General features: G+C 60.4%; 18 protein-coding genes, 2 tRNA genes and 1 pseudogene. 7 read left to right on the plus strand and 14 right to left on the minus strand.

Going from position 1 to position 22,669, the window contains the following annotated elements; translation table 11 throughout:
- Positions 1–18 precede the first annotated feature (18 nt).
- From nagZ to G9X67_RS14085, 4 genes are all read right to left on the minus strand, one after another.
- The gene (gene nagZ, locus G9X67_RS14070) at positions 19–1,032 is read right to left on the minus strand and encodes a beta-N-acetylhexosaminidase (protein WP_138329821.1); all 1,014 of its coding nucleotides are present in this window, start codon (positions 1,030–1,032) and stop codon (positions 19–21) included.
- Positions 1,033–1,142: 110 nt separating this feature from the next.
- On the minus strand, positions 1,143–4,385 hold the full coding sequence (locus G9X67_RS14075; RefSeq protein WP_246705396.1) for an SPOR domain-containing protein: 3,243 nt from the start codon (positions 4,383–4,385) through the stop codon (positions 1,143–1,145).
- Positions 4,386–4,447: 62 nt separating this feature from the next.
- The gene (argS, locus tag G9X67_RS14080) at positions 4,448–6,205 is read right to left on the minus strand and encodes an arginine--tRNA ligase (RefSeq protein WP_138329825.1); all 1,758 of its coding nucleotides are present in this window, start codon (positions 6,203–6,205) and stop codon (positions 4,448–4,450) included.
- A gap of 65 nt (positions 6,206–6,270) precedes the next feature.
- A complete protein-coding gene (locus G9X67_RS14085) occupies positions 6,271–7,488 on the minus strand; it encodes a deoxyguanosinetriphosphate triphosphohydrolase (RefSeq protein ID WP_171598899.1) in 1,218 nt (405 codons plus the stop codon).
- Positions 7,489–7,710: 222 nt separating this feature from the next.
- On the opposite strand from G9X67_RS14085, the gene erpA reads away from it, so the two are divergent.
- Both erpA and xth read left to right on the plus strand, forming a co-directional pair.
- Positions 7,711–8,043 carry an iron-sulfur cluster insertion protein ErpA gene (erpA, locus tag G9X67_RS14090; protein WP_012757232.1) on the plus strand — a complete coding sequence of 111 codons (333 nt, stop codon included), beginning with the start codon at positions 7,711–7,713 and terminating at the stop codon, positions 8,041–8,043.
- A 226-nt stretch (positions 8,044–8,269) separates the two neighbouring features.
- Entirely contained in the window at positions 8,270–9,061 is a 792-nt protein-coding gene (xth, locus tag G9X67_RS14095; protein ID WP_138329829.1) for an exodeoxyribonuclease III, read from the plus strand.
- Between the two features lie 44 nt (positions 9,062–9,105).
- Here xth and exoR read toward each other — a convergent pair whose 3' ends face one another.
- The 6 genes from exoR to G9X67_RS14125 form a co-directional block, all read right to left on the minus strand.
- A complete protein-coding gene (exoR, locus tag G9X67_RS14100; protein ID WP_138391124.1) occupies positions 9,106–9,909 on the minus strand; it encodes an exopolysaccharide production regulator ExoR in 804 nt (267 codons plus the stop codon).
- A gap of 19 nt (positions 9,910–9,928) precedes the next feature.
- The gene (locus tag G9X67_RS14105) at positions 9,929–10,540 is read right to left on the minus strand and encodes a hypothetical protein (protein WP_246705397.1); all 612 of its coding nucleotides are present in this window, start codon (positions 10,538–10,540) and stop codon (positions 9,929–9,931) included.
- 86 nt (positions 10,541–10,626) lie between these two features.
- Positions 10,627–11,895, minus strand: a complete 1,269-nt coding sequence (locus G9X67_RS14110) for an OmpP1/FadL family transporter (RefSeq protein WP_171598900.1) — start codon at positions 11,893–11,895, stop codon at positions 10,627–10,629.
- Positions 11,896–12,294: 399 nt separating this feature from the next.
- On the minus strand, positions 12,295–15,138 hold the full coding sequence (locus G9X67_RS14115) for a valine--tRNA ligase (protein ID WP_171598901.1): 2,844 nt from the start codon (positions 15,136–15,138) through the stop codon (positions 12,295–12,297).
- 116 nt (positions 15,139–15,254) lie between these two features.
- A complete protein-coding gene (locus tag G9X67_RS14120) occupies positions 15,255–16,130 on the minus strand; it encodes a DUF2497 domain-containing protein (protein WP_171598902.1) in 876 nt (291 codons plus the stop codon).
- 344 nt (positions 16,131–16,474) lie between these two features.
- On the minus strand, positions 16,475–17,140 hold the full coding sequence (locus G9X67_RS14125) for a protein-L-isoaspartate O-methyltransferase (protein ID WP_171598903.1): 666 nt from the start codon (positions 17,138–17,140) through the stop codon (positions 16,475–16,477).
- A gap of 478 nt (positions 17,141–17,618) precedes the next feature.
- On the opposite strand from G9X67_RS14125, the pseudogene G9X67_RS14130 reads away from it, so the two are divergent.
- Positions 17,619–17,917, plus strand: a pseudogene (locus G9X67_RS14130) (hypothetical protein); the annotation flags it as partial.
- A gap of 68 nt (positions 17,918–17,985) precedes the next feature.
- On the opposite strand, the gene G9X67_RS14135 reads toward G9X67_RS14130, so the two are convergent.
- Positions 17,986–18,059 (minus strand) — tRNA-Cys (locus tag G9X67_RS14135).
- Positions 18,060–18,321: 262 nt separating this feature from the next.
- On the opposite strand from G9X67_RS14135, the gene G9X67_RS14140 reads away from it, so the two are divergent.
- Positions 18,322–18,660 carry a KTSC domain-containing protein gene (locus G9X67_RS14140; RefSeq protein WP_003538940.1) on the plus strand — a complete coding sequence of 113 codons (339 nt, stop codon included), beginning with the start codon at positions 18,322–18,324 and terminating at the stop codon, positions 18,658–18,660.
- Here G9X67_RS14140 and G9X67_RS14145 read toward each other — a convergent pair.
- Both G9X67_RS14145 and G9X67_RS14150 read right to left on the minus strand, forming a co-directional pair.
- Complete coding sequence (locus G9X67_RS14145; RefSeq protein ID WP_003558845.1) at positions 18,657–18,980, minus strand: hypothetical protein; 324 nt, start codon at positions 18,978–18,980, stop codon at positions 18,657–18,659. The two genes, G9X67_RS14140 and G9X67_RS14145, sit on opposite strands and share 4 nt — an antisense overlap.
- 97 nt (positions 18,981–19,077) lie before the next feature.
- Entirely contained in the window at positions 19,078–19,395 is a 318-nt protein-coding gene (locus G9X67_RS14150) for a hypothetical protein (protein WP_138329838.1), read from the minus strand.
- A gap of 117 nt (positions 19,396–19,512) precedes the next feature.
- On the opposite strand from G9X67_RS14150, the gene G9X67_RS14155 reads away from it, so the two are divergent.
- Positions 19,513–19,587: transfer RNA gene (locus G9X67_RS14155), tRNA-Asn, on the plus strand.
- A gap of 556 nt (positions 19,588–20,143) precedes the next feature.
- Here the strand turns inward: G9X67_RS14155 and G9X67_RS14160 are convergent.
- On the minus strand, positions 20,144–20,446 hold the full coding sequence (locus G9X67_RS14160; RefSeq protein ID WP_138329840.1) for an HNH endonuclease: 303 nt from the start codon (positions 20,444–20,446) through the stop codon (positions 20,144–20,146).
- Positions 20,447–21,083: 637 nt separating this feature from the next.
- Between G9X67_RS14160 and G9X67_RS14165 the strand changes: the two genes are divergently transcribed.
- Positions 21,084–21,830 (plus strand): TylF/MycF/NovP-related O-methyltransferase, encoded by a 747-nt coding sequence (locus tag G9X67_RS14165; protein ID WP_171598905.1) that lies wholly within the window; start codon positions 21,084–21,086, stop codon positions 21,828–21,830.
- 389 nt (positions 21,831–22,219) lie between these two features.
- Entirely contained in the window at positions 22,220–22,474 is a 255-nt protein-coding gene (locus G9X67_RS14170) for a hypothetical protein (protein ID WP_017991185.1), read from the plus strand.
- Positions 22,475–22,669 lie beyond the last annotated feature (195 nt).

Consider the following 22,669-nt stretch of genomic DNA (forward strand, 5'->3'; position numbering starts at 1 on the left):
CTAGCTGCTCCCTTACGATCAGACCGTCGCAAACATCGCTTCGAATTCCGCCCTCAATTCCGCTTCATCGGCGGTATCCGGCGCCGCGAAGCCTGCTTCCACCGCTTTTGCGCGGGCAAGCGATATGCCGGCGAGCGGCGGAACATTTGCCACAACCTCCCGCATCTCGTCCATATTGCCATTGCAATGCAGCACGATATCGCATCCGCCTGCAATGATATTCGCCGCACGTTCACCGATCGTGCCGGAAAGAGCGTTCATCGAGCTGTCGTCGGAGAGCAGCAGACCGTTAAAGCCGATGTGCTCGCGGATGATGCCGTCGATCACCTTGCGCGAGGTCGTCGCCGGATTGTCCGGGTCGATGGCGGCGAAAACGACGTGGCAGGTCATGGCCATCAACTCGTCCTTCATCGCGATGAAGGGCGGGAAGTCATGAAGCTCCAGCTCATCGCGCGGGACGGTGACGACGGGCAGCTCCAGATGTGAATCGGCAAAGCCGCGACCGTGGCCGGGCATATGCTTCATCACGGGCAACAGGCCGCCGGCCTTCAGCCCCTCGGCAGCCGCCCGGCCCATCGCTATGACGGTCTGCGGATCGCCACCATAGGCGCGGTCGCCGATGACATTACTGCTGCCCTCGACCGGCACATCAAGCACCGGCAGGCAATCGACATCGATGCCGAGGCTCGAAAGATCGAAGGCGTGCAGCCGCGACATCAGCCAGGCAGCGCGCAGGCCGAGTGCGCGATCGCGGCGATAGAGATCGCCGAGCGCATGGCCGGAAGGATAACGCGCCAGAATGGGTGGGCGGATGCGCTGGACGCGGCCGCCCTCCTGGTCGATCAGCACCGGCGCATGCCAGCCGACGCTATCGCGCAGTTCGGCGACGAGATCGGCGATCTGCCGTGCTTCGGAGATGTTGCGCCCGAAGAGGATGAAGCCCCAGGGTCGCTCGCCTCGGTAAAAGGCTTTCTCTTCGGATGTGAGGGCAAGGCCGCTGCAGCCAAGGATCATCGCTTTTGATTCGGTCATGTAAGAACCATAGCCGGCGCCCGGCCAAATGCGAGCAAGGTCGGGCGCGATGCACAAAAAAGAGCGGCGGACCGATCTGGCCCGCCGCTCTGAAACTCAAAGACGCGATCCTACCTGGAGATCAGGCAGCTTCCACCCGCCGCGCGATACTGTTCGCACAGTGCTGCGGCCTCATCCTTGGAACCGGCCGGTATGCGGACACGGTAGAAAGTGCCCTTGCCGGCGATATCGGCCCTGCGGATCTCGTGGCTGCGGCCGCCGAGCACGCTGGCGAATTTCTTCGACAGGTTGGCATAGGATTTGGTCGCCTCGTCTTCCGAAGGCAGCGAGGCGATCTGGATGCCGTAGCCGCCGGCGGATGCGGCCTGCTGCGGCTTTGCGGCGACGGGTGCTGCGACGGCGACCTCCGTCGTCTTCGGCTGCTGTGCGGTCGGGCGGACATTGCCCTTCTCGGTCACTGTGCCGACAACGTTGACGGGCTGATCGACCGGACGGGCGGTCGGAATCGGAGCGGTATCGGCAATCCCCGAGGTTTTGACCGGGCGCACCGGCGGAGCGACCGGGGCGGGATTTGCGGCCTGCGCGTCGGCACTGCCGGCGAGCGGCGGCTGTACCGGCGCGGTTTCGACGGGGGCTGCAGAACGCGCATCGGCGGAAGCAACCTCGGCGCTTGCCGGGAAGCTTGCGGCCGTTCCACCGACGGGAGGTACAGCCGGGGTCGATTGCGCGGACGGGGTCGACGGAGCCGTCAACGCCGGCTGAGCTGGCGGCATCGGCTGGGCCGACGGCGTTGCCTGGGCAGACTGTGTCGCCTGGTCAGACGGCGTCGGCTCTTCGACGGGCGCCGATTCCTCGCGGGCGACCAACGTACCGTCAGGCTTGACGATCATCGTGCGGACCTTGCGCGGCGAAACGGACGGCGTCTTGTCGGTGTCGGTTGCCGAGGCGTTGTCGGCGCTGTCCTGGGTTGGCAGCAGACGCGGATCCTCCGTCTCACCGACCGCAGTCGGCGTGACCTGATCGTCGACGCTGGCGTTCTCGTCGTCCTCGGGCAGCGCTTCCGGTGTCAGCGTGCGCTGGACCACATCGACGGGCGCCTCATCGGAAGAAACGAGCGCCTTCTGCTTCGGCTCTTCGGCAGAACCTGCAACGCGGTCGTAGACGGCCTTATCCTGGTTCGGCACGGTCTTGCCGCCAGGATTTTCCGGAACGACCTTGACCGGCTCCTTGTCGGCTGTGATCACGCGCGGTTCGCCGGACGCGACAATACCGAGCCCCTCGCCGTTCCAGACGGAGGAATAGACGCCATAGCCGACGCCGGCAAAGACCACGAGCACGACGGCCCCGGCAAGCAGCTGACGCATCGATCGGGCGCGGCTGAAATCGGCGGCCTGGCTTGCCGATTCGATGCGGACCTCGGAGGTCTCGCGGCGCTCGACCGGCTCGCGCACGCTGCGGCGGAAATCTTCCTCCAGCGCCCGTTCGAAATCATCGAGGCCATCGGCGATGGTGGGCTTGACCGGCTGTGCAGCGGCGGCGGCCGTATCCCGGACCGGCGTCGGCGTTTGCCGCGGTTTGGCCGGTTCAAAGAAGCTGGCAATCTCGGCGTCGAGATCGAAATCGAAATCCGCGGATTTCGCGACCGGCGCGGGCTGCTCGACCGGCGGCAGCGCCGGCACGTGCATGTCGTCGACGGCCTCGGGACGATCCTCCGGATCGGAGATCATCGCCGGATCGAATGGCAGGTCTTCGGTCGATTCGGAGACAGGCGTCCAGTTGAAAGCCGGAGCCGGAGCTTGAGCCTGTGGCTCGGGAACGAAGGCCGGAGCGGACCGTGCAGGAGCGGCTGCAGCCTGCTCAAAAGCAGGAGCCGGCGGCTCAGGAGCAAAAACCGGAGCGGGGCGAGGAGCGACGGCAGCCGCCTGCTGGGGAGCAGGGGCCGGCGGCTCAGGCTGCGGTGCGGGCTCGGACGGCTCGGAGAAATCGAGATCGGTCAGTTCCAGCTCGATGCCGGCAAGATCCAGCTCGAAATCATGGCCGGCGAAGGGGTCGTCGGCTTCCGATACCGGCTGCGGCGCAGGCGAATATGTCGCTGCGGCAGGCTGAGGCGCAACGACCTCGGCAAGCTGCGGCGCGATCGGCCTTGCGGCTTCGACAGCATAGACAGGGGCCAACTCGACCGGAGCAGACCGGACGGGTGCTGCGGCGAGCGGTGCGGGCGCGATCACCTTGGGCTCGACGGGTGCGGCGGCCACGGGGGTGGCGGGAACGGGCGCTGCCTCGATCGATGCGGGTTGCGGCGAGACGGGCGCCGGAGTGGCACGTTGCGGCACCGGATAACGCGAGACGTCGGCGAGCAGATCGTCGAGATCGAATGTGCCGACGGTGTGCGGAACATCCGGCACGACCTCGGTCAGCGCGGCATCGGCTTGGATCTCGCCTTCGACGGCGGCGGCGATGAGATCGAAACCGGCGTCGGGACCGAAATCCTCCAGCTCTTCCTCGGCTTCGACGAATTCTTCGGCCTCGGCGGTCTCTTCCGGCGCGATCACCTCATCATGGCGATCGAGTTCGGCGGGAAAGCCAAGTGAAGAAGAAGCGGATTCGAATTCTTCGGAAGGCTCGACAGCGGCGACAAGCGCCGGCGGCTCGATGACAGGTTGAGGCTCGACCACAGGAAGATCGGCGGATGGTGCTTCAGCAACCGGTGCGGAGACAGCTTCGACCACAGGCTCCGGCAAAACAACCGGCTCCTCGCGCCTCGGGGCATGGAAATTGGCAAGCGGCAGCCTGATGCTGGCAGCCGACCATTGCGGCGCCTTGGTGGGCTGCGCCAACGAAGAGACCGGTGCTGCACCGATCGACAGTTCAAGCTCCTCGATCAGGTCGCGCGCACCGCCGAAGGCCGATTGCACCGACGCGTCAGGCTCGGGAGAAAGCTGCTCCGCCCAGTCGGCGACAGATGCGTCCCCATTCCCTGCGGCGGGCAAAGCTTCTTCGGCCTCAACGGCAGCGACGGAAACCGAAACCGGCTCAGGAGCCTCCGCATGTTCGGCAGCGGAAGAAGCATCGAGAACGGGCTCGACGTAATCTTCAGGCGTGAGGTCATCAGAGATCGGTTCGGCGGGCCGATCGAGCTCCGCAAGCGGACGTGGCGAGTCGTAGCGGTCGAACTCGCGCCCAAGCTCATCCTCGAGATCGAGGGCGGGCTCACGGCGCGCGGTCTCCGTCACTGTATTCGCTGCAACACGCGGCTCGAAGCCGACGATACGGGCCAGTTCAGCCAACGGATCGTCGTCGGCAAACAGATCGTTTTTTCCGCGCGTATCATACGCAAGTTGTTTATCAGCCATGCCTATTCCCACTCGCAAACGCCAACGCTCAAATGCCAGCGCATTGTGGGGAAATGGTGACGTTATCGCATTTCGTCCGGTGCGGCAGTGCCTGTAATGGCAAGTCCCGACTTCAAAACCGACGCGACGGCGTACACCAGCCCAAGTCTGGCAATACTTGATTCTCGGTTTTTATCATTAACAAATCGTAATTCCGGCTGATCTTTACCTTTGTTCCAGTGCGCGTGGAAGGAACTGGCGAGGTCGTAGAGGTAAAAAGCGATACGATGCGGCTCCTGCGACTGGGCCGCCGCCTCGACGATACGCGGAAATTCAGCGAGCTTGGCAACAAGCTGCAATTCGGCCGGATCGCCAATGCCTGCAACGGTTTTCGCCAGTTTCTCGTGGGAGACATCGAGGTCGGGAAAAGCCTCCCTCGCCTGCCGGAAGACCGACATGCAGCGAGCATGCGCATACTGCACATAAAAAACAGGATTATCTTTCGACTGTTCGGTCACTTTGGCGAAATCGAAGTCGAGCGGCTCGGAATTCTTGCGATAAAGCATCATAAACCGGACCGAATCACGGCCGACTTCTTCGACGACGTCCCGAAGCGTGACGAAGTCGCCCGAGCGTTTCGACATCTTCACCGGCTCGCCGTTGCGATAGAGCTTGACGAGCTGGCAGAGCAGTACGGTCAGCTTCGCCTTACCATCCGAAACGCCGCGTGCAACCGCTTCCAGGCGCTTGACGTAGCCGCCGTGGTCGGCGCCGAGCACATAGATCATCTCGTCGAAACCACGGTCGAACTTGTTCTTGAAGTAAGCGACGTCGGCGGCGAAATAGGTGTAGGAGCCGTCCGACTTGATCAGCGGCCGGTCGATATCGTCGCCCACCTCGGTCGAACGGAACAATGTCTGTTCGCGATCTTCCCAGTCCTCGGGAAGCTGGCCCTTCGGCGGCGGCAGCGTGCCCTTGTAGACATAGCCCTTGAAGGTCAGGTCGTTGATCGCCGTGCGGATCGCGGCTGCACCATTGGCATGCAGGGTGCGTTCGGAGAAGAAGACGTCGTGATGGACGTTCAGAGCCGCCAGATCCTCGCGGATCATCACCATCATCGCATCAATGGTGCGATCCTTGACGATCGGCATCCATTGGTCTTCCGGCATGTTGTGCAGCCGCACGCCGTAATCGGCGGCAAGCGACTGGCCGACGGGCACGAGATAGTCGCCGGGATAGAGACCCGAGGGGATTTCGCCGATCTTTTCGCCGAGCGCTTCGCGATAGCGCAGGAAGACGGAACGGGCGAGCACGTCAATCTGCGAGCCGGCATCGTTGATGTAATATTCCTTCTCGACGCCGTAACCGGCAAAAGCGAGCAGGTTGGCGAGCGCGTCGCCGACGACGGCGCCACGGCAATGGCCGACATGCATAGGGCCGGTCGGATTGGCCGAGACATATTCGACATTGACCTTCTTGCCCTCGCCGAGCGCCGAGCGGCCGTAATCGGTGCCGGAGCCGATCATCGAGGCGAGCAGCCGCTGCCAGTAGCCGACGGCGAGACGGATGTTGATGAAGCCCGGCCCCGCGACCGAGACATCGGCGACGTCGGCATCCTCCTTGAGCTTGGCGATGATGACGTCGGCCAGCGCGCGCGGATTGGTTCCGAGCGGTTTTGCCAGCACCATTGCGGCATTGGTCGCGACATCGCCATGGCTCGCGTCACGCGGCGGCTCGACGGTGATGCGGCCGAAATCGAGCTCGGATCGCTTTTCCCTGACCAGATCGATCTGTTCAAGGGCGGTTTTGATCCTGGCTTCGAAGTCGGTAAAAAGGTTCATCGCACTCTTCCATGCATAGGCTGTGCCAAAGGCTCAAATCGGCCCTCGGCGTGGGCGACCGCTGCCTATCGCAAATCCGGAGTGTGGTCAAACAACCGCCTGTGGGCGCTGATGGCATATGTGTCGGTCATGCCGGCGAGATAATCGCCGACATGGCGGGCCTTCGGCGCATCGGACAGGCCGGCGATATGATCGACCCAGTAATGGCTCTGCATCTCCTTGGGATTGACCATGTAGGCGGCAAAGAGATCGGCGACGATCTGGGCGGCACCGGCACGGATGCGCATGATATCGGGATTGCGGTAGATGCGTTTGAAGAGCATGGCCTTGATCTGCCTGTCGGTCTCGGCCATCCCCTCGGAAAAGGTGGCGATAACCCGGTCGGCAGCGCGGATGTCGGCCGCATTCTCAGGGCGGAGGAGCGACAGCCGCTGCTGCGCCACGCCAATCACGTCCTCGACCATGCGGGTAATCTGGCGGCGCATGATCTCATGGGTGAAGCGGCTCGGCTCCAGATGTGGATATCTCGCCCTCACCTCGGCCATCAGCCCGGCAAGAAACGGGATTTCCTCCAGCATGTCGAAAGTCAGGTAGCCGGAGCGCAGGCCATCGTCGATATCGTGGGTATTATAGGCGATGTCGTCGGCGATCGCCGCGACCTGGGCCTCAAGGCTGGCATAGGTTGCAAGCTCGAGATCGTGCAACTCGCAATAATCAAGGATCGGCTGCGGCACGGGACCGCGGGTGCCTACTCCATCAGCCGTCAGAAGGGGGCCATTGTGTTTGACGAGACCTTCGAGGCTTTCCCAGGTCAGGTTGATGCCGTCGAATTCGGCATAACGCCTCTCCAGTTTGGTCACGATGCGCAGCGATTGGGCGTTGTGATCGAAGCCGCCATAGGGCAGCAGCACCTCGTGCAGCGCGTCTTCGCCGGTATGACCGAACGGCGTATGGCCGAAATCGTGCACGAGCGCCACGCCTTCGGCCAGATCCTCGTCGAGCTTCAGGGCGCGGGCAAGCGCGCGGGCGATCTGGGCCACCTCGATCGTGTGCGTCAGCCGGGTGCGGTAATGATCGCCATCCTGGGCGATGAAGACCTGGGTCTTGTGCTTCAGCCGGCGGAAGGCGGTGGTGTGGACGATGCGGTCGCGGTCGCGCTGGAAATCGGAGCGCGTCGGGCTTCCGTCCTCCTGATAGAGCCGCCCGCGCGTCGTCCAGGGGTCGGCCGCATAGACCGCCCTCTCACTGCTGCCAAAACCCAAAGCACGCGTATCGATCGTCATTCTTCACCGTCATCCTGCATGTTGCCGCATCTGCCCATTGACGCCGCCTAACGCTCTTCATACCTATAGCCCGATGAAACGGCAAAGAGGCGCTTTCTTAACCGCTTCGGCGCATCATCGCCTTTTCGCAGATATCATGGTAAGTTTCTTTGATATCAGGCATTTGAACATTCAAGTGCCAAAACCCATTCTCTCCGGATCTTGACCCCGGCAGGAGGAAACATGACGGATACGAGTGTAACCCTTTCAGATGCCGCGGCAAAGCGTATCGCTGCGATCGTCGGCGCCGAAACCGGCAAGAGCGCCTTGCGCGTTTCCGTCGAAGGCGGCGGCTGTTCGGGCTTTTCCTACAAGTTCGATCTTGCCGACGGTGCCGGCGACGACGACATCATCGTTGAAAAGAACGATGCCAAGGTGCTGATCGACAGCCTTTCCCTCGTTTATATGGCAGGCTCGGAGATCGACTTCGTCGACAATCTGCTTGGCCAATCCTTCCAGATCAAGAACCCGAATGCGGTGGCAAGCTGCGGCTGCGGCACCAGTTTCTCGATCTGAACGTCTAAACGCACATACTCCCCATCAAACCGGCCGAAGAATTCCTTCCGGCCGGTTTATCGTCTTGTCCGGCGGCGAAAGACCGCGATAAAAGAAGCGCACTGAAGCGCGCCGGATCGACACTGATTCATGCGGTGCGCTTTAGCTCTTTGTTTTTATGCCTGTCGTCTCCCAGGCCCGCTGCACACTTCTGGGCGACATGCATTATACGGAACGGGACAGAGCCATGAAGATCGCGACCTGGAACATCAACGGCGTCAAGGCGCGCATCGACAATCTCACGCAATGGCTGAAGGATTCCGATCCGGATATCGTCTGCCTGCAGGAGATCAAGACGGTCGACGAAGGTTTCCCACGGCTGGAGATCGAGGCGCTCGGCTATCATGTCGAGACGCACGGCCAGAAGGGCTTCAATGGCGTCGCGATCCTCTCCAAGAGTTCACCTTTCGAAGTGAACCGCGGCCTGCCCGGCGATCCGCTGGACGAACAGGCGCGTTTCCTCGAAGCGGCGTTCACCCTGTCCGACTCGAGAATCCTGCGCGTCTGCTGCATCTACCTGCCCAACGGCAATCCTGTCGAAACGGAGAAATATCCCTACAAGCTCGCCTGGATGGAGCGCCTGCAGACGTTCGCCACCGAACGGCTGGCCTATGAGGAGATGCTGATCCTTGCCGGCGATTACAACGTCATCCCGGAACCGCACGACTGCTTCGATCCCAAGGTCTGGGAAAACGATGCACTGTTTCTGCCGCAGACACGGGCGGCGTTCCGCAGGCTCGAAAATCTCGGGCTGACGGATGCGGTGCGCGCGACGACGGATGCGACGCAGTTTTATTCCTTCTGGGATTATCAGGCCGGCGCCTGGCCGAAGAACAACGGCATCCGCATCGACCATCTGCTGCTGTCGCCGGAAGCTGCCGACCGGATGACGTCGGCTGCGATCGAAAAACATGTGCGAGCCTGGGAAAAGCCGTCCGACCACGTGCCTGTCATCGCCTATTTCAATTTCGCGGGCTGAGGCTTTCCGCCTACAGCTTCACGCCTCCGAATAGAGGTCGGCGCTTAGTCGTCGGTACCGCTCGCGATGGTGTGCGACAGCGATACCGCTGTGCGGCGGTCGGCCTCGTTGGCAACCGAGAAGGCCTGCTCCTGCAGCGCTTCCATCCAGCCGCAGTCCTTGGGCTTGCAGCGATCGAGTGCTGCCGTCATCAGCGCCAGACCGCGGGCCGTCTGGCCTTCGTCGAACAGAATATTGCCGAAGACCGCCATGGCGCCGGGATGGCCGCTCTTGCGGGCCTGGTTCAGCCATTTCTTCGCCTGCTGCGGGCTGGCATTGCCGCCCTCGCCGGCCAGCATCATCTGCGCCAGTTGGAACTGCGCCTCGGGGACGCCAAAGGTGGAGGCCACCTGAAAATAAAGCTGGCGCGCCTGGCTGAGGTCGATCCTGACCGGACTGCCTGATATGCCGTGCCTGTAGTAACTGGCGAGCGAGAGCAGCGCGTTGACGAAGAAGCCGGTATCTTCTGAGCCGGGTTCGACGCCCTGCTGGGCGATCTCGCTGTAGATCTTGAAGGCTTCGAAATCGTCCTGCGTGACACCGTCGCCATCGGCATACATATTGGCAAGCGCCCAGCGCGAGCCGGTGTGCCCCTTTTCGGCAGCGTATTTATAGGCTTCTACCGCCTCTTCCTTCTGGCCGTTCTTATAGGCCTTGAAGCCGAACTTGAAGAGATCGAACGGTCCGGATTCCTTGCTGACGCCACCTTTGATGTCGAATGCACGGCACGGACCGGACAGCGCCAGCGCTACGGCTATAGACATGCCCACCAGCATGAATTTGAACAGTTTGAACTCGGACGTCACCATTTCAACCGATTTCTTTCGCTCATCCCAGGCAGGCGGCAACGGCGCTCATGCCGTGCATCCCGCGGATGTATTTCTTCGAGGCGAGCGATCCCGCGGCGAGCTCCATGGCTCCTTTACCCGCGTCGCATCCAGCCCATTGGCCTTTTCTCAAAGGCGATATTCTCAGCCCATCCTTCAGAACCACCCGGCTCCCGGCATGGCTCGACTGCAATCTCCGTGGCACTCTTTCGGCAGGTGCGGCATCCGCCTTCCCGCCTCTATCGCATTCGTAAACAGTAAATGTGACGAAACCGGTATCGACCTTTCCGGCAAAGCCGGGCTGCTCAGGTGAGTGGGTCGAAAATAACGACAATGAATTAATCGACGACCGCATCGCGAGGCCGGATCGGCGGCCGGAACAGCCTTGTTCGGAAAGCGAAACGACCGCAATCAAACGATTGTCGCCAATCGCGCCGTACGACCTGATGTTACCGGAAAAAAATCGACCCATACTACTATTTACACGCACCGTATGCCTGCCATCACCTCGCCCGCAAATAGCGCTGCGCCCTCTTTGTGGCGGGAAATGGACAAATTCGCCCCACCACCACCATACGCCAAACGTCGTAAAAATGTGTTGCTGAATCGTCACAAATTGGAACGTCGATTTGTCTTGCGACGCCCAAAGAAAAACCCGGCAAACTGCCGGGCTCTAAGACTTCTACTTGGGCTGCAAGATCAGAACTTGACCTTTACGCTGGTAGAAAGAGCCGCCACCAGATCGTCGCCGAAGGAATAGGAGACGTCGTTGCCGTAGGTCCGGCCATTATAGACGTAGGTGCCGGATTCCCCGCCGGTCATGATGCCGAGCGCGCCGGCCAGACGCCACTCGACATTCTCCACTGGCGTATAGGAGACACCGGCGCCGAGCGTCCATGTGTCGGTCTGGGCGCCGTAGCCCTGGCTCGTGCCGCGATCCCAGGTCAGGCTGAGGGCGCCGGCCCATTGCTCGTTGAACTTGTGGCCAACGCCGCCGCTGATCGTCCAACCGTCGCGGTAGAAGAGATCGAGCGACGTGAGTTGGCTGCCGGCGCCGCAGGCGACGACGCCCTTGTTGGCCTTCGGGCAGAAAGCGATCGACTGCAGCACGCTCCAGTTCGTCCACTTGACGGAACCGAAGGCAAGCCAATCGGGCGCAATGCCGCTCTGCAGTTTCAATTCGACAGAATCGGGCGCTTCGGCTGAACCGTAGACCGGCGTAACGACGCCGAGGTAGGGATTGGCGGGATTCGCCGGCACCTCGGTCAGGTCGACCGTGCCGGTAAGATTGTCATATTTCACCTTGCTGTTGTAGACTAGGCTGGCGCGGAAGGCATATTCCTCGATTTCGTAGGCGATGCCCGCCCGCCATCCCATGGCCTGGTCGGCAAGGTCCAGACGACCGGTGCCGTCATAGACCAGCGCGGCCGCCCCTGGGATCGGCGCGACGAGGCGTGTCTTGAAACCTTCGACCGTCTGATAGAAGCCGCCGCCGATCAGGCGGAGCTGGCCAGGCCCCATATCGAAACGATAGGAGCAGGTGGCGCCGTAGTTGCGGGTGCTGATCTTGGTTTCGATGTTGTCGTTGACGCCCAACCAGTCAGCGCCGGGATTGGTATGTGCGCCGAAGGGTGTCGAAAAATCGCCCATACAGTCGATGGCATCGCCGAAACCGACTTTCACCCCGAGATAGGGGACCCAGTAATCCTCGGTATCATCCGCCGTGGTCGAACCGCCGCCAATGCCGTTCGTGCCGAGGCCATCGGTGGCATCGGTGTCCCTGACATTTTTCAGCTTGCGCTGCGGCATGACATAGGTCGCGCCGGACTGGACCGCGAACCTTGAATTGTCGAAGAGAAGGTCGATATTGTAGCCGCCACGCTCCAGGCCGCCGGCGAAGGACGGCGATGCAAGCGACGAAAAAAGAACGAGCGACGTTACGCCCTTGGAAAACCTACGCGATGCCATTGTGTCTCCCCCACTCCAGCAATTGATGTCACGCCACTCTAGTAAGTGTTTGCTCGACATGGCAACGCGCGCCACGGCAGCGCTCCCAGGCATTGCAGCGGCAAACTTACGTAAAGAAATTGACGGACACGTCAAAAAATCTGGTTAATAAAATTATATTCCAGAGTTATCGGGTTTCGGATGGGCTTTTGGGTTTTCATTCCAAACATTGCGGAAGCTGTATCAATCCGACCACAGTCGCAGTTTTCGCCAACTGGCTGCCCGTCCAGCCACAATCCACAGGTTCAGCGCCTGAAACCGCCGCTTTCAGGTCCGAATCATGCCCGCCCAAAACGACAAAAAGACGCGCCCGCAGCGGGCGCGTCTTTGAAACAACTTACCAAAATGGGCCAATGAAACTTACCCGGCTTCGCTCACCCTGGAAAGAGCGATCCTCAGGCTTGCGATCTGACCCTTGAGTTCATCGAGACGATCGCGCTCGGCCTCCACCACTTCGGGATTGGCATTGGCGACGAACTTCTCGTTGGAGAGCTTGCCGTCGATGCGGGAGATCTCGCCCTCCATCTTGGCAATCGCTTTTTCCAGACGAGCCTTTTCGGCGGAAAGGTCGATCAGCTTGCCGAGCGGCAGGCAGATGGTGGCCTCGGCGATGACGATCTGAGCGGCACCCTTCGGCGCATCGTCAGCCAGCGATATCGCCTCAACGCGCGCAAGCCGCTTGATGGCGGCGTCGTGGCGGAACAGCCGTTCACGCGTCAGGTTGTTGGCCTTGACGACGACGAGCGGGGCCGTCGCCGATGGCGGCACGTTCATCTCAGCACGCACCGAGCGGATGCCGGAAACCAGGTCGATCAGCCAGTTGATCTCGTCAGCGGCCCCGTCATCGGCATAGGACGGCGCTGGCCATTCGGCGTGGCAGACCAATCTGTCGCGCTCTTTGCCTTCACCTGCCGTATGGGCCCAAAGCTCTTCGGTCATGAACGGCATGAAGGGATGCAGCAGCTTGTAGATCTCTTCGAGAATATAGGCGCTGCAGGCCTGGGCTTCGGCCTTGGCGCCCTCGTCCTCACCATTGAAGACCGGCTTCAACAGTTCGAGATACCAGTCGCAGACCTCGTTCCAGACGAAGCGGTAGAGCGCGCCGGCAGCATCGTTGAAGCGGAAGGCTTCGAGTGCTTCCGTTACGTCACGTTCCGTACGGGCAAGTTCCGTCAGGATCCAGCGATTGATGGTGAGCTCGGCGGCCTCCGGCACGAAATGCGGGTCGCTTTTCGCGCCGTTCATCTCGGCGAAGCGTGTGGCGTTCCAGAGCTTGGTGCCGAAATTACGGTAGCCGGCGATGCGGGCCGGATCAAGCTTCACGTCGCGGCCCTGCGCCGCCATGATCGCCAGGGTGAACCGCAGCGCGTCGGCGCCGTATTCGTCGATCAGTTCCAAGGGATCGATGACGTTGCCCTTCGACTTCGACATCTTCTGCCCATTCTTGTCGCGCACCAGCGCGTGGACATAGACGGTCTGGAAGGGCTCGACGGGTTCGCCGTCCTCATCCTTCATAAGGTGCAGGCCCATCATCATCATGCGGGCAACCCAGAAGAAGATGATATCGAAGCCGGTGACGAGAACGTTGGTCGGGTAATAACGCGCCAGTTCGGGCGTCTCGTCCGGCCAGCCGAGCGTCGAGAAAGGCCAGAGTGCTGAGGAGAACCACGTGTCGAGCACGTCCTCGTCACGCGTCAGTATCTCGCCCGGCTTGAAGTTTTCAAGCAGGTCCTCGACATAGGCCTTCATCGGCCCCTCATGCGAAAGGTAATGCTGGATCGCCGCCTGCAGCGCCTCTTCCTCGGTCTTTTCGACGAAGACCTGGCCGTCCGGGCCGTACCAGGCGGGGATCTGGTGACCCCACCAGAGCTGACGGGAGATACACCAGGGCTCGATGTTTTCCATCCATTCGTAATAGGTCTTGTCCCAGCTCTTCGGCACCATCCTGGTGCGACCTTCGCGGACCGAGGCGATCGCCGGTTCGGCGAGCGTCTTCGCATCCACATACCACTGTTCGGTCAGCCGCGGTTCGATCGGCACGCCGCCGCGGTCGCCGTGCGGGACCATGTGCTTGTGCGGCTCGATCTTGTCGACGAGGCCCGCCTCTTCGAAAATCTCGACGATGACCTTGCGCGCATAGAAGCGGTCCTGGCCTTCCAGGCGGTCCCAGGCGCCGTGCAGCGCCGCCGGATTGTCGAGACCTTCAAGAAAGTCCTCATTGTCCTTGATGGTGATCGTGCCGTCGCCGTTCATAATATTGATGACGCGAAGACCTGCGCGCTTGCCGACGTCGAAGTCGTTGAAATCGTGCGCGGGCGTTATCTTCACCGCGCCGGTGCCGGCAGCCGGATCGGCATAATCGTCAGCAACGATCGGAATTCTGCGGCCGACGATCGGCAGAATGACATGCTTGCCGACAATGCCCTGATAGCGTTCGTCCTTCGGATTGACGGCAACACCGGTATCGCCCAGCATGGTCTCCGGTCGTGTCGTTGCGACGACCACATAATCGCGCGTCTCGAATTCGGTCGGCTTGCCTTCCTCATCGAATGCAATCGGGTATTGGTAGGTTACGCCCTTTTCCAGCGGATAGCGCAGGTGCCAGAGATTGCCCTTGACCTCGTGCTGCTCGACTTCGATATCGGAAATCGCCGTCAGCAGCTTCGGATCCCAATTGACCAGACGCTTGTCCTTGTAGATCAGCCCTTCCTTGTAGAGCGTGACGAAAACCTCGAGCACGGCCTTCGAGAGGCCTTCGTCCATGGTGAAACGTTCGCGCGACCAGTCGCATGACGCACCAAGACGCTTCAGCTGGTTGAAGATCAGGCCGCCCGATTCCGCCTTCCACTCCCAAATCTTGTCGATGAAGGCTTCGCGGCCCATGTCGCGGCGGCCCGGCAGCTGCTGTTCCATCAGCTTGCGCTCGACGACCATCTGCGTGGCGATGCCGGCGTGGTCCATGCCCGGCTGCCAGAGCACGTCCTTGCCGCGCATGCGCTCGAAGCGCACCAGGATGTCCTGCAGCGTGTTGTTCAGCGCGTGGCCCATGTGCAGCGAACCGGTGACATTCGGCGGCGGGATCACGATGGTGAAGGTCTCGGCCCCGGCTTTGGCATTTGCGCCGGCGCGGAAAGCGTCCGCCTCATCCCATATCGCGGCGATTTTCGGTTCGACGGCAGCGGAATCATAGGTCTTGTCGAGCATTTTCTGACCAATTTCGAGGTTCGAGGATGGCCGTTTGTAAATAGGATGGTCACGGCCAAGTCAATAAAAAAGCCGCCCCGGAGACCGGAGCGGCTTTTCAGGAAAAAGCAATCCGATCAGCGGCGCGGGCCGCGCGCCACGCGCTCGATTTCCTCGCGCACCAACCGCTCGACCAGTGTCGGCAGATTATCATCGAGCCATTCGCGCAGCATCGGGCGAAGCATGTCCTCCGCAATCTCGTCCAACGAGCGGCGCTCGGCACCGTCGATTGCCGCGGCGAGCTCCTCGAAGGAGCGGCTGATCTGCAGGCCGGCGCCCTCCGAAAGCAGCGTCGGCTGGACCTCGTCCATAACGCTCGGCAGGAAACGCTCGGTCGACGACTGAGTGGGTTCCATAGCCGGCAGCGCTGTTTCGACGGCAGGCGCAGGCTCGGCGACGGCAACCCTTTGCGTTTCCGTGAACGTCGGCTCGGCCGGCTGCTGGATCGCAACATGCTGGATGGACGCTGCGGCATCCGGGAAAACAGCCTGTGCCGGCTGCGGCTGGGGTTGCAGTGCCGCGGCGCGCGGCGGTTCCGGCGTCACGGCCGGCTGCGGTTCGGGCTGACGGAAGCCGCTCGGAATTTCGCGCAAGGCCTGACCGGCCTGCACGGCGCTGCGCTCGGAGGCGGCGCGCACGCGGGCGGCGACATCGGCAAGCGACAGAGCGCGGGCCGGAACTTCTGCTTCGGGAGCTGTGCCGGCCGAATTGGCGGCGACGAAACGCGGATCGGAGGAGCGCATGACCGGTTCGGGGAATTCCACACCGGCATAGGTGTCGTCGACCGTCAGATGAATTTCGGAGCCATTGTCATCCTCGTCGGCGCCGTAGACCGGCGGCAGGGATGCGGAAATCGCCTTGCCGGCGCCGGGCTCATTGCTTTCGATGATCTGGCGGATGGAGGCCAGAATTTCTTCCATGGACGGTTCACGCGCTACACTTGGCTGAGCCATTTCTATCCCCGTTATCCCAAAACAACGACCGGATGGTGTGGAGCATTCATCCGAATCACCACGACCTTAGAATACCCCAGGCGTGAAAAAAATCATCGCGAATCAAATGAATGCGGCCATGCACAGTTTTGTTACCTGATGTTAGCCACGCGCAAAGCGCGTCGCGATTTTGCGGCGGAAACATCCCATGAAACCGAAGTTGAAGCGCATAACATCCGTTCGATCCGCCGTCGATCCGCCGTGGCGACGTCAGGGTAGATGATGTTTGTGAAGGCTTTCCAGCGGCGTTGAAAAAAACGGGCGCCGATGGCGCCCGTTGCCGAATGTCATCGACACGAACGATGTCAGAAAACGAATTCGCGCGCCTTGGCGAAACCTGGCAGCGGCTTGACCGAAGCATTGAAGAAGACATTTTCGGAAATGGCGCCGCGCTCGGCGACGAAGACCTTGGCGCGGGCGGCATTGCCGTAACCTTCGACGGTGATCAGACGGCCACCATCGCGCAATTGACCGAGAAGAGCCGCCGGAACCTCTTCGACTGCGCCGTTGATGAAGATCAGATCATAGGGAGCGCCGGCAGCGTAGCCCTGTTCGAGCGGGCCGGTCACCACCTCGACCTTGGCGTAGCTGTCAAGCTGCGCCTTCGCTTCAGTGGCCAACGTCTCGTCGCATTCGAGCGCGATGACGGAGCCGGCAATGATCGACAAGAGCGCCGAGGTGTAACCCGTGCCGCAGCCAACCTCGAGCACGAAGTCGTCCTTGGTGATCGCGGCCAGCTGCAGCAGCTTGGCAAGCGGCGACGCTTCCATCAGGAAGCGGGCCGGCTTTCCCGGTGCGGCTGCGAAGATCTCGACGTCGTTGTCGATATAAGCCAGCAGCTTCGCCTTCTCCGGCACGAAAGCCTCACGCGGCACCGTGAGAAACGCCGTCAGCACGGAATGCGAGGTAACGTCCGTCGTGCGAACCTGGGTATCGACCATCTTTACGCGCGCTGCTTCGAAATCCATCATGTCCTCTCGCTCTTGAAAAGCGGTTCCTGTCCCTCGTCTCTTAATCCCCGCCACGGATGCTTTCAAGGCTTGGCAGGCGCCGGTGAAAAGAATCCGGCAGGCGCCTCTTCCGCGCCACAGGGGCAGCACGGACGCTGCAACTCCAGCGTGGAATCGTTTAGCCCTTCATGTTATGATCTGCAGCGGAGGAAATAGGAGGAGCAGGCGATGTCTGCGATTTTCGAGTATTTCACGCTGTTCGATTTCTTCATCGTCGCAGCACTCGTCGGCATATTCTGCTGCGGGCTGCTGGACGGCGAAACGACTTGGAAGCGTTAAAGCGTCTAAACGCGCTTAGAGATACCCTGCTTGGCGCTGGCGGCAATGATGCCCGGCGCAGGTCTGGGATGCGTTCGTTTCCTTTGAAATCCAGCCCCGACAGCCGCACGCGCATTAACGTTACGTCAACCATTTTGTTGCAACGCCCTCGCCTTCCGCTATGGGTGTGCGCAAGCAAATCTTCCTGATCCAATCGCGCGGTATAGAAGTGCTGCACTACAATGCCGATGCCCGCCTGCTGCTGATCAAATATAGCAGCGGCGACATTCGCAGCTTCACCCGCATTTCGCCGCAAGGCATGCGGCGGCTGCTCGGCGCCGGTCCCGACATCGATGAGCGGGCCGAATTGAGCGATCTGCAAATCAGGCGCAAATCCGCAAAGGCGGCCTGAAGGCACTTTACCGCCTGACGGGAATCAATCCGCCACAGTTCGATTTTTCGCCCGGCCAGCAGGTCTGGTGGCATCGCAAATGCCGTACCACTGAGCCATCAGCGTTTCACACAGATTATGTCATGTGGAAGATGTTTGGAGGCCTCGCCCGGAATTGAACCGGGGTACAAGGATTTGCAGTCCTCTGCGTCACCACTCCGCCACGAGGCCTCACGCGCTCGTTATCTGAGCCGTGGCGAGCGTTTAGAATGATCGTAAGGAAATCGCAAGGGGGCATTTCGGAAAAACGCTATTCCGCGGTTGTCGAAACGACCATTTTTCCATCCCGAAACGGAGCGGGCGCGGGCTGGAATTTCCGCGGCCGTGACGATGCCCCATTTCCTGCCAATGATGGCATTTGAAACAAATTCTTGACTTGACTTCGATCACCGTCCGGGACTCAATTACCCACGGGAGGGTATAGGAGCTTGCGATGGATTGGGCTGCCCTCAAATCGAAGCGCGTGCGTGCAGCATACGACGCCGAAACCCGGGATCTGCATGTAAAATTCCCTGGTTCTCCGCCGGTGAAACATGCGGATATTCCGCCGCACGTCCACCAGAACCTGCTGGAAACGGACGATCCATACTTCTATTACCAGTACTATATAGCGCCGTCTCGCGTATCACCGGGCCCTCGACAACCGGCCTCCGTGGCGTCCTACGCAGTGAAGCTCGTCCTTCTCCTTGCCGCCTGCAGCCTGCTGATGACGACCGGCCTCGATCCGGACCATGGCGGAACTTTCGAGGAAAGCGAACTCAGATCCAACTAGACGCGAATTTGCAGCCCAATCTCAGGGCCTGCGACAAGGCGGCTGGTTCCCGCGTCGAAATTATCGCTCCTGTTCTGAGAACGGTAGCGCCGATTGTCCCGCTCGCGGTCGTTCCTCCCATCGCGCTCATTCCGGCCGTTGAAATTGCGATAGTTGCGAGGCCCGTTGTAGCTGCCGCCTTGACCGTGGTCGACCACGCAGCCTTCAGGACGGCGACAGATGCCGCGAGCGTCGAAACCGCCGCTGTCTACTTGGGCCTCGGCAGAGATGCCTGACAGAAGCGCCGCTGCCGACAGGACGACAACAAAAGATACTTTCATTTCCTCACCTGGGCCATTGTGACGCAATTTTGCGTTTTACATTCCATAAACCACGAATGCGAAAAGCGATCCACGGGTTCCACACCGTCCCTGCCCATCAGCCAGCCGGGTTTCTCCGCCTGTGCCACCAGACCGCCAGCCGCCGCCGAAGCCGGCGCGCGAACGGCAGATCGTGCGAGAGCACGAGGAAGCCGAGCGGCAGCATCCAGAAGCCGAGGATGGGCAGGAAACCCAACACGCCGCAGAAAATGAGAGCCATGCCGAGTGCCATCCGCGCGATGCGCGAACGCGGCATGCCGATGCTGAAAGAGCCGAGCACAAGCCTGCCGCTTGCATGATCGATGCCGAAGCGCACCGCCCGTGCCTTGCGCTTCTCGCCGCCTCTCGTCTCCTGACGATCATTCACATTTGTCATTCCCCAGAGATGGGCGCAGGCATCCCAAATACAAGTTCATTTCATTTTTTTGAAAAAACCGCTTGGCAAATCGGGAAAGCGTTTGTATTAGCCCACTCACACCGCGCCAAGCAGTGATCCCTGGTAGCTCAGCGGTAGAGCATTCGACTGTTAATCGACAGGTCGCCGGTTCGAATCCGGCCCGGGGAGCCATTTTAAGAAATAAGTGCCTGTTTTTGTTGAGAAATCCGAAAGCAGGTACTTACTTCCCCACTTTCCCTCCCCACTTTTGGCGGCCTGTGAATAACTTATTCTCTGGCCGCTAGCGCTACTCTAGTCCCCGGTGGCGAATGGGTTGAGACCGTCTATTCGTATTTCAAAGCAGCCGCCGAAAAGCCACCCGGTGGGATCCGGTGATTACATGCCGCCTCTTCTCTCAGCTAAGCGCCGCAATTTGATGGGTAAATTGGAAGACTGCAAAATCCAGGACGCGCTTTACCGACGTCAATCAGTATACCTTTGTCCCGAGTGCGATCGCTATGTCCGGCCGTACAGTAGCGACAGCGGATCGCCCAGGTTTAAGCATATGACCACATCGCCGCGGTGTAGCTTTTCTGGTGGCTCTCGTCGGAAGCGCTCGGCCGGAAATATGAAAAACCGCCGGCTGGTGAGGCCGACGGCGCACTTGTGGTGGCGTGGTAATTAGTGGCGGTCAGCCGCATCATGCGGCGACAACGGCAGACCGCGTATCGGCCAAGGGCGGACCGATCTATAAATCCTTGCAGCCGCCAATGAGCTCCCAGAACTCGCCGCGGCGATAAGTCTTGAACATCAGCCAATCCATTCCGGAGCCGCGCATTCCGTTGCACTCGCGGCAAGCAGCCGCCATGTTGTCGCGTCGCGTCCAGCCCCTGTGGCGATTTGTCATTAGATGCTCGAGCGTTGCGGCGTCTGGTCGGTTCTGATCCTTGCCGCGAGGCAGGATGACCATGAGGCGGTCGCAGTAACAACAGCGCCCGCCCTGCTTGTTGAATAGCTCAAGAACGAAAGCTCGCTTCACTCCGGTCTTCATATGGATTCCCGCAGGCGGTGAGACAGCTTCCTTCGACCGTGCGGAACGGGCGGCCAGCCATGTCACCAGTTATAAGTTGGATGTAGCATATCTCTCTGCCGAACATCGACCGGGGGGCAATTCACAGGAAGAGCGAAACAACAGACCCCCAATTGGAGGATGAATGGCCGCGCCGATGCAATCAAACGGGTAGTGATAGCCCCGCTACGTAGCCGAAAAGCGGTCTAAGCCGGGTCAATTGGCCGTTGAGGGAAACCTACTAAGGGTCTATAAAGCTTTTCGATAGGTCGTTGCAGAACGCCGGTTTCGTACAGTCATCGGAAGGCTCTGAAATTAGAGGCTCCCGAAACGCCGCGCGCAGCAGATGACGGTCAATCTTTTTCCGAAATGGATGTAAGACCGCACCCCCCCTCCTCGTAGCTTACTTTGTCCTGATGAACCGCTGAGTTATCCGTCAACGCTTTGAAGGTATGCGAGTGAGGACCAGAGATGATCGTATCATGAAAACAGATCAGCTTTGCCAACGAGGAGTACATCGATGAGAAGGGCAAGACACGATTCCCCCGCCAAGGGGAGTCGTAGGGAGTTCAGTAAGGCTTCGCCGAGGCGGACGCTGTTGCGGGTAGATGTGGGCGTTATGAAAGCAGTAGATAGAGTTGCGCGTGGGGCGCGTTGGCGCCTCAACGCGCTTTTGGAACGCGCCCGTCGGACTGCCTACCCGAGGACCGTTCGACAGGCTTGGTCAAGGGTGCGCGCCGAATACCTTTCTTACACGACTGATCGTCAACTTCATCAATTGCTTGAGGTAGTGCGTCGTACCGCCCCGAGCGGAGCGTTGATCATTGAGGCAGGTTGCGCGCGCGGCGGTTCAGCAATTCTCATGTGTTCCGCCAAGTCGCCTCAGCGCGCTATGCGCGTGTACGACCTGTTCGAGATGCTCCCTCCGCCTTCGGAGCACGATGGCGACGACATGAAAGCTCGGTACGCTGAAATCAAAGGCGGCGAAGCCGTCGGCCTTGGAGGCGAGCAATACTATCTCTATGATGATGACCTGATGGCGACGGTGACGAACAACTTCGCTAGGTTTGGTTATCCCGTCGAGTCCAACAACGTCCAACTGATAAAGGGTAAGGTGCAAGACACGCTTACAGTCGCCGAGCCGGTCGCTTTGGCCAATATCGATGTTGATTGGTACGAGCCTGTCAGCGCCTGTCTAGAGCGGGTTATGCCTCATCTCATCGTCGGCGGCGCTGTCGCACTTCGCGCCTATTCGGACTGGTCTGGGTGCCGAAAGGCGGCAGACGATTACTTCTCTCGCGCAGGACGGGAGGGACTGGACTTTGACCTCTCGGCTGGACACATGCTTGTGACCCGAACGCACTGAACCTTCTCCGTCCAAGAAGACATTTTTGGTGTCCAAGAGGGCGTGCGCCGGTTTGTCATCTGGTAGTGCCGCAAGACGGGCAACTAGGTCGCCTATACCTAGCCCTAAATCAGCATCCCCTAATCCTTGCGAAAATTCACGAGGCGCATAAATTCAATCTATCAGATGGCTTTTGCTGGTGACCACGGATGTACTGGCACCGTGCTGACGCAATCAAAGAAGGGTCGGCGCGAGCATTCGCCCGACCCTTTCTTTTTATCTAGGACCATCCCTGCCCGGGTCGCCATCCGCGCGCACATCGCCGTCAAGCCGTCAGCCTAGTCATGCGCTTTTACGATCGGTAGACAACCGCTGGCCAACCAACCGGCGCCGGTGTAAAGCAAAACGTCATGGCGCTAGATCCCGAAAAAGCATTTTTAGATTACAGTGCGGCGGACTGCAGCGTGCAGTTCTGGACCGCCAACGCACCGGCGGTGCAATTCACCTCTTTGGAAGCCGCCGTCAGGTTCGCAAAAGACCATGGCGGCAGGTGGGAAGAGATTGAGATAACAGTCCATCTGCCGCGCGAGGACATCGCGTTCGCCACCGGAAAAGTGCATCAGCTCATTGACGCTCTGCCGGGTGACCTCCGGAAGAAACGGTAATGAAGTGGGTTGGCAGCCAATAGAACCGGCCGGCGCGCGCCTAGGAACGACACTCCTCCCGGCGCGGTCGGTTGGAGATATGGGCAAGGTGAGCCAGAGCTACCGTCGATTGCGATCGTAACACCTACTGTCGCCACAGCACCTAGGTAGGGTCACGGCCATGGCTCTCAGTATGGCGATAGGAATCGGAATAGG

The sequence above is a fragment of the Rhizobium sp. WYCCWR 11152 genome (assembly GCF_013087615.1).
Taxonomy (GTDB): domain Bacteria; phylum Pseudomonadota; class Alphaproteobacteria; order Rhizobiales; family Rhizobiaceae; genus Rhizobium; species Rhizobium indicum.

What these genes read in the sequence shown, in the direction of transcription:
- xth (WP_138329829.1), top strand. Translation starts at nt 8,270, where the DNA reads ATGAAGATCGCGACCTGGAACATCAACGGCGTCAAGGCGCGCATCGAC.
- G9X67_RS14150 (WP_138329838.1), bottom strand. Translation starts at nt 19,395, where the DNA reads ATGACAAATGTGAATGATCGTCAGGAGACGAGAGGCGGCGAGAAGCGC.
- argS (WP_138329825.1), bottom strand. Translation starts at nt 6,205, where the DNA reads ATGAACCTTTTTACCGACTTCGAAGCCAGGATCAAAACCGCCCTTGAA.
- G9X67_RS14075 (WP_246705396.1), bottom strand. Translation starts at nt 4,385, where the DNA reads ATGGCTGATAAACAACTTGCGTATGATACGCGCGGAAAAAACGATCTG.
- G9X67_RS14140 (WP_003538940.1), top strand. Translation starts at nt 18,322, where the DNA reads ATGGATTGGGCTGCCCTCAAATCGAAGCGCGTGCGTGCAGCATACGAC.
- G9X67_RS14125 (WP_171598903.1), bottom strand. Translation starts at nt 17,140, where the DNA reads ATGATGGATTTCGAAGCAGCGCGCGTAAAGATGGTCGATACCCAGGTT.
- G9X67_RS14115 (WP_171598901.1), bottom strand. Translation starts at nt 15,138, where the DNA reads ATGCTCGACAAGACCTATGATTCCGCTGCCGTCGAACCGAAAATCGCC.
- G9X67_RS14165 (WP_171598905.1), top strand. Translation starts at nt 21,084, where the DNA reads ATGAAAGCAGTAGATAGAGTTGCGCGTGGGGCGCGTTGGCGCCTCAAC.
- nagZ (WP_138329821.1), bottom strand. Translation starts at nt 1,032, where the DNA reads ATGACCGAATCAAAAGCGATGATCCTTGGCTGCAGCGGCCTTGCCCTC.
- G9X67_RS14110 (WP_171598900.1), bottom strand. Translation starts at nt 11,895, where the DNA reads ATGGCATCGCGTAGGTTTTCCAAGGGCGTAACGTCGCTCGTTCTTTTT.
- exoR (WP_138391124.1), bottom strand. Translation starts at nt 9,909, where the DNA reads ATGGTGACGTCCGAGTTCAAACTGTTCAAATTCATGCTGGTGGGCATG.
- G9X67_RS14170 (WP_017991185.1), top strand. Translation starts at nt 22,220, where the DNA reads ATGGCGCTAGATCCCGAAAAAGCATTTTTAGATTACAGTGCGGCGGAC.
- G9X67_RS14160 (WP_138329840.1), bottom strand. Translation starts at nt 20,446, where the DNA reads ATGAAGACCGGAGTGAAGCGAGCTTTCGTTCTTGAGCTATTCAACAAG.
- G9X67_RS14085 (WP_171598899.1), bottom strand. Translation starts at nt 7,488, where the DNA reads ATGACGATCGATACGCGTGCTTTGGGTTTTGGCAGCAGTGAGAGGGCG.
- G9X67_RS14120 (WP_171598902.1), bottom strand. Translation starts at nt 16,130, where the DNA reads ATGGCTCAGCCAAGTGTAGCGCGTGAACCGTCCATGGAAGAAATTCTG.
- G9X67_RS14145 (WP_003558845.1), bottom strand. Translation starts at nt 18,980, where the DNA reads ATGAAAGTATCTTTTGTTGTCGTCCTGTCGGCAGCGGCGCTTCTGTCA.
- erpA (WP_012757232.1), top strand. Translation starts at nt 7,711, where the DNA reads ATGACGGATACGAGTGTAACCCTTTCAGATGCCGCGGCAAAGCGTATC.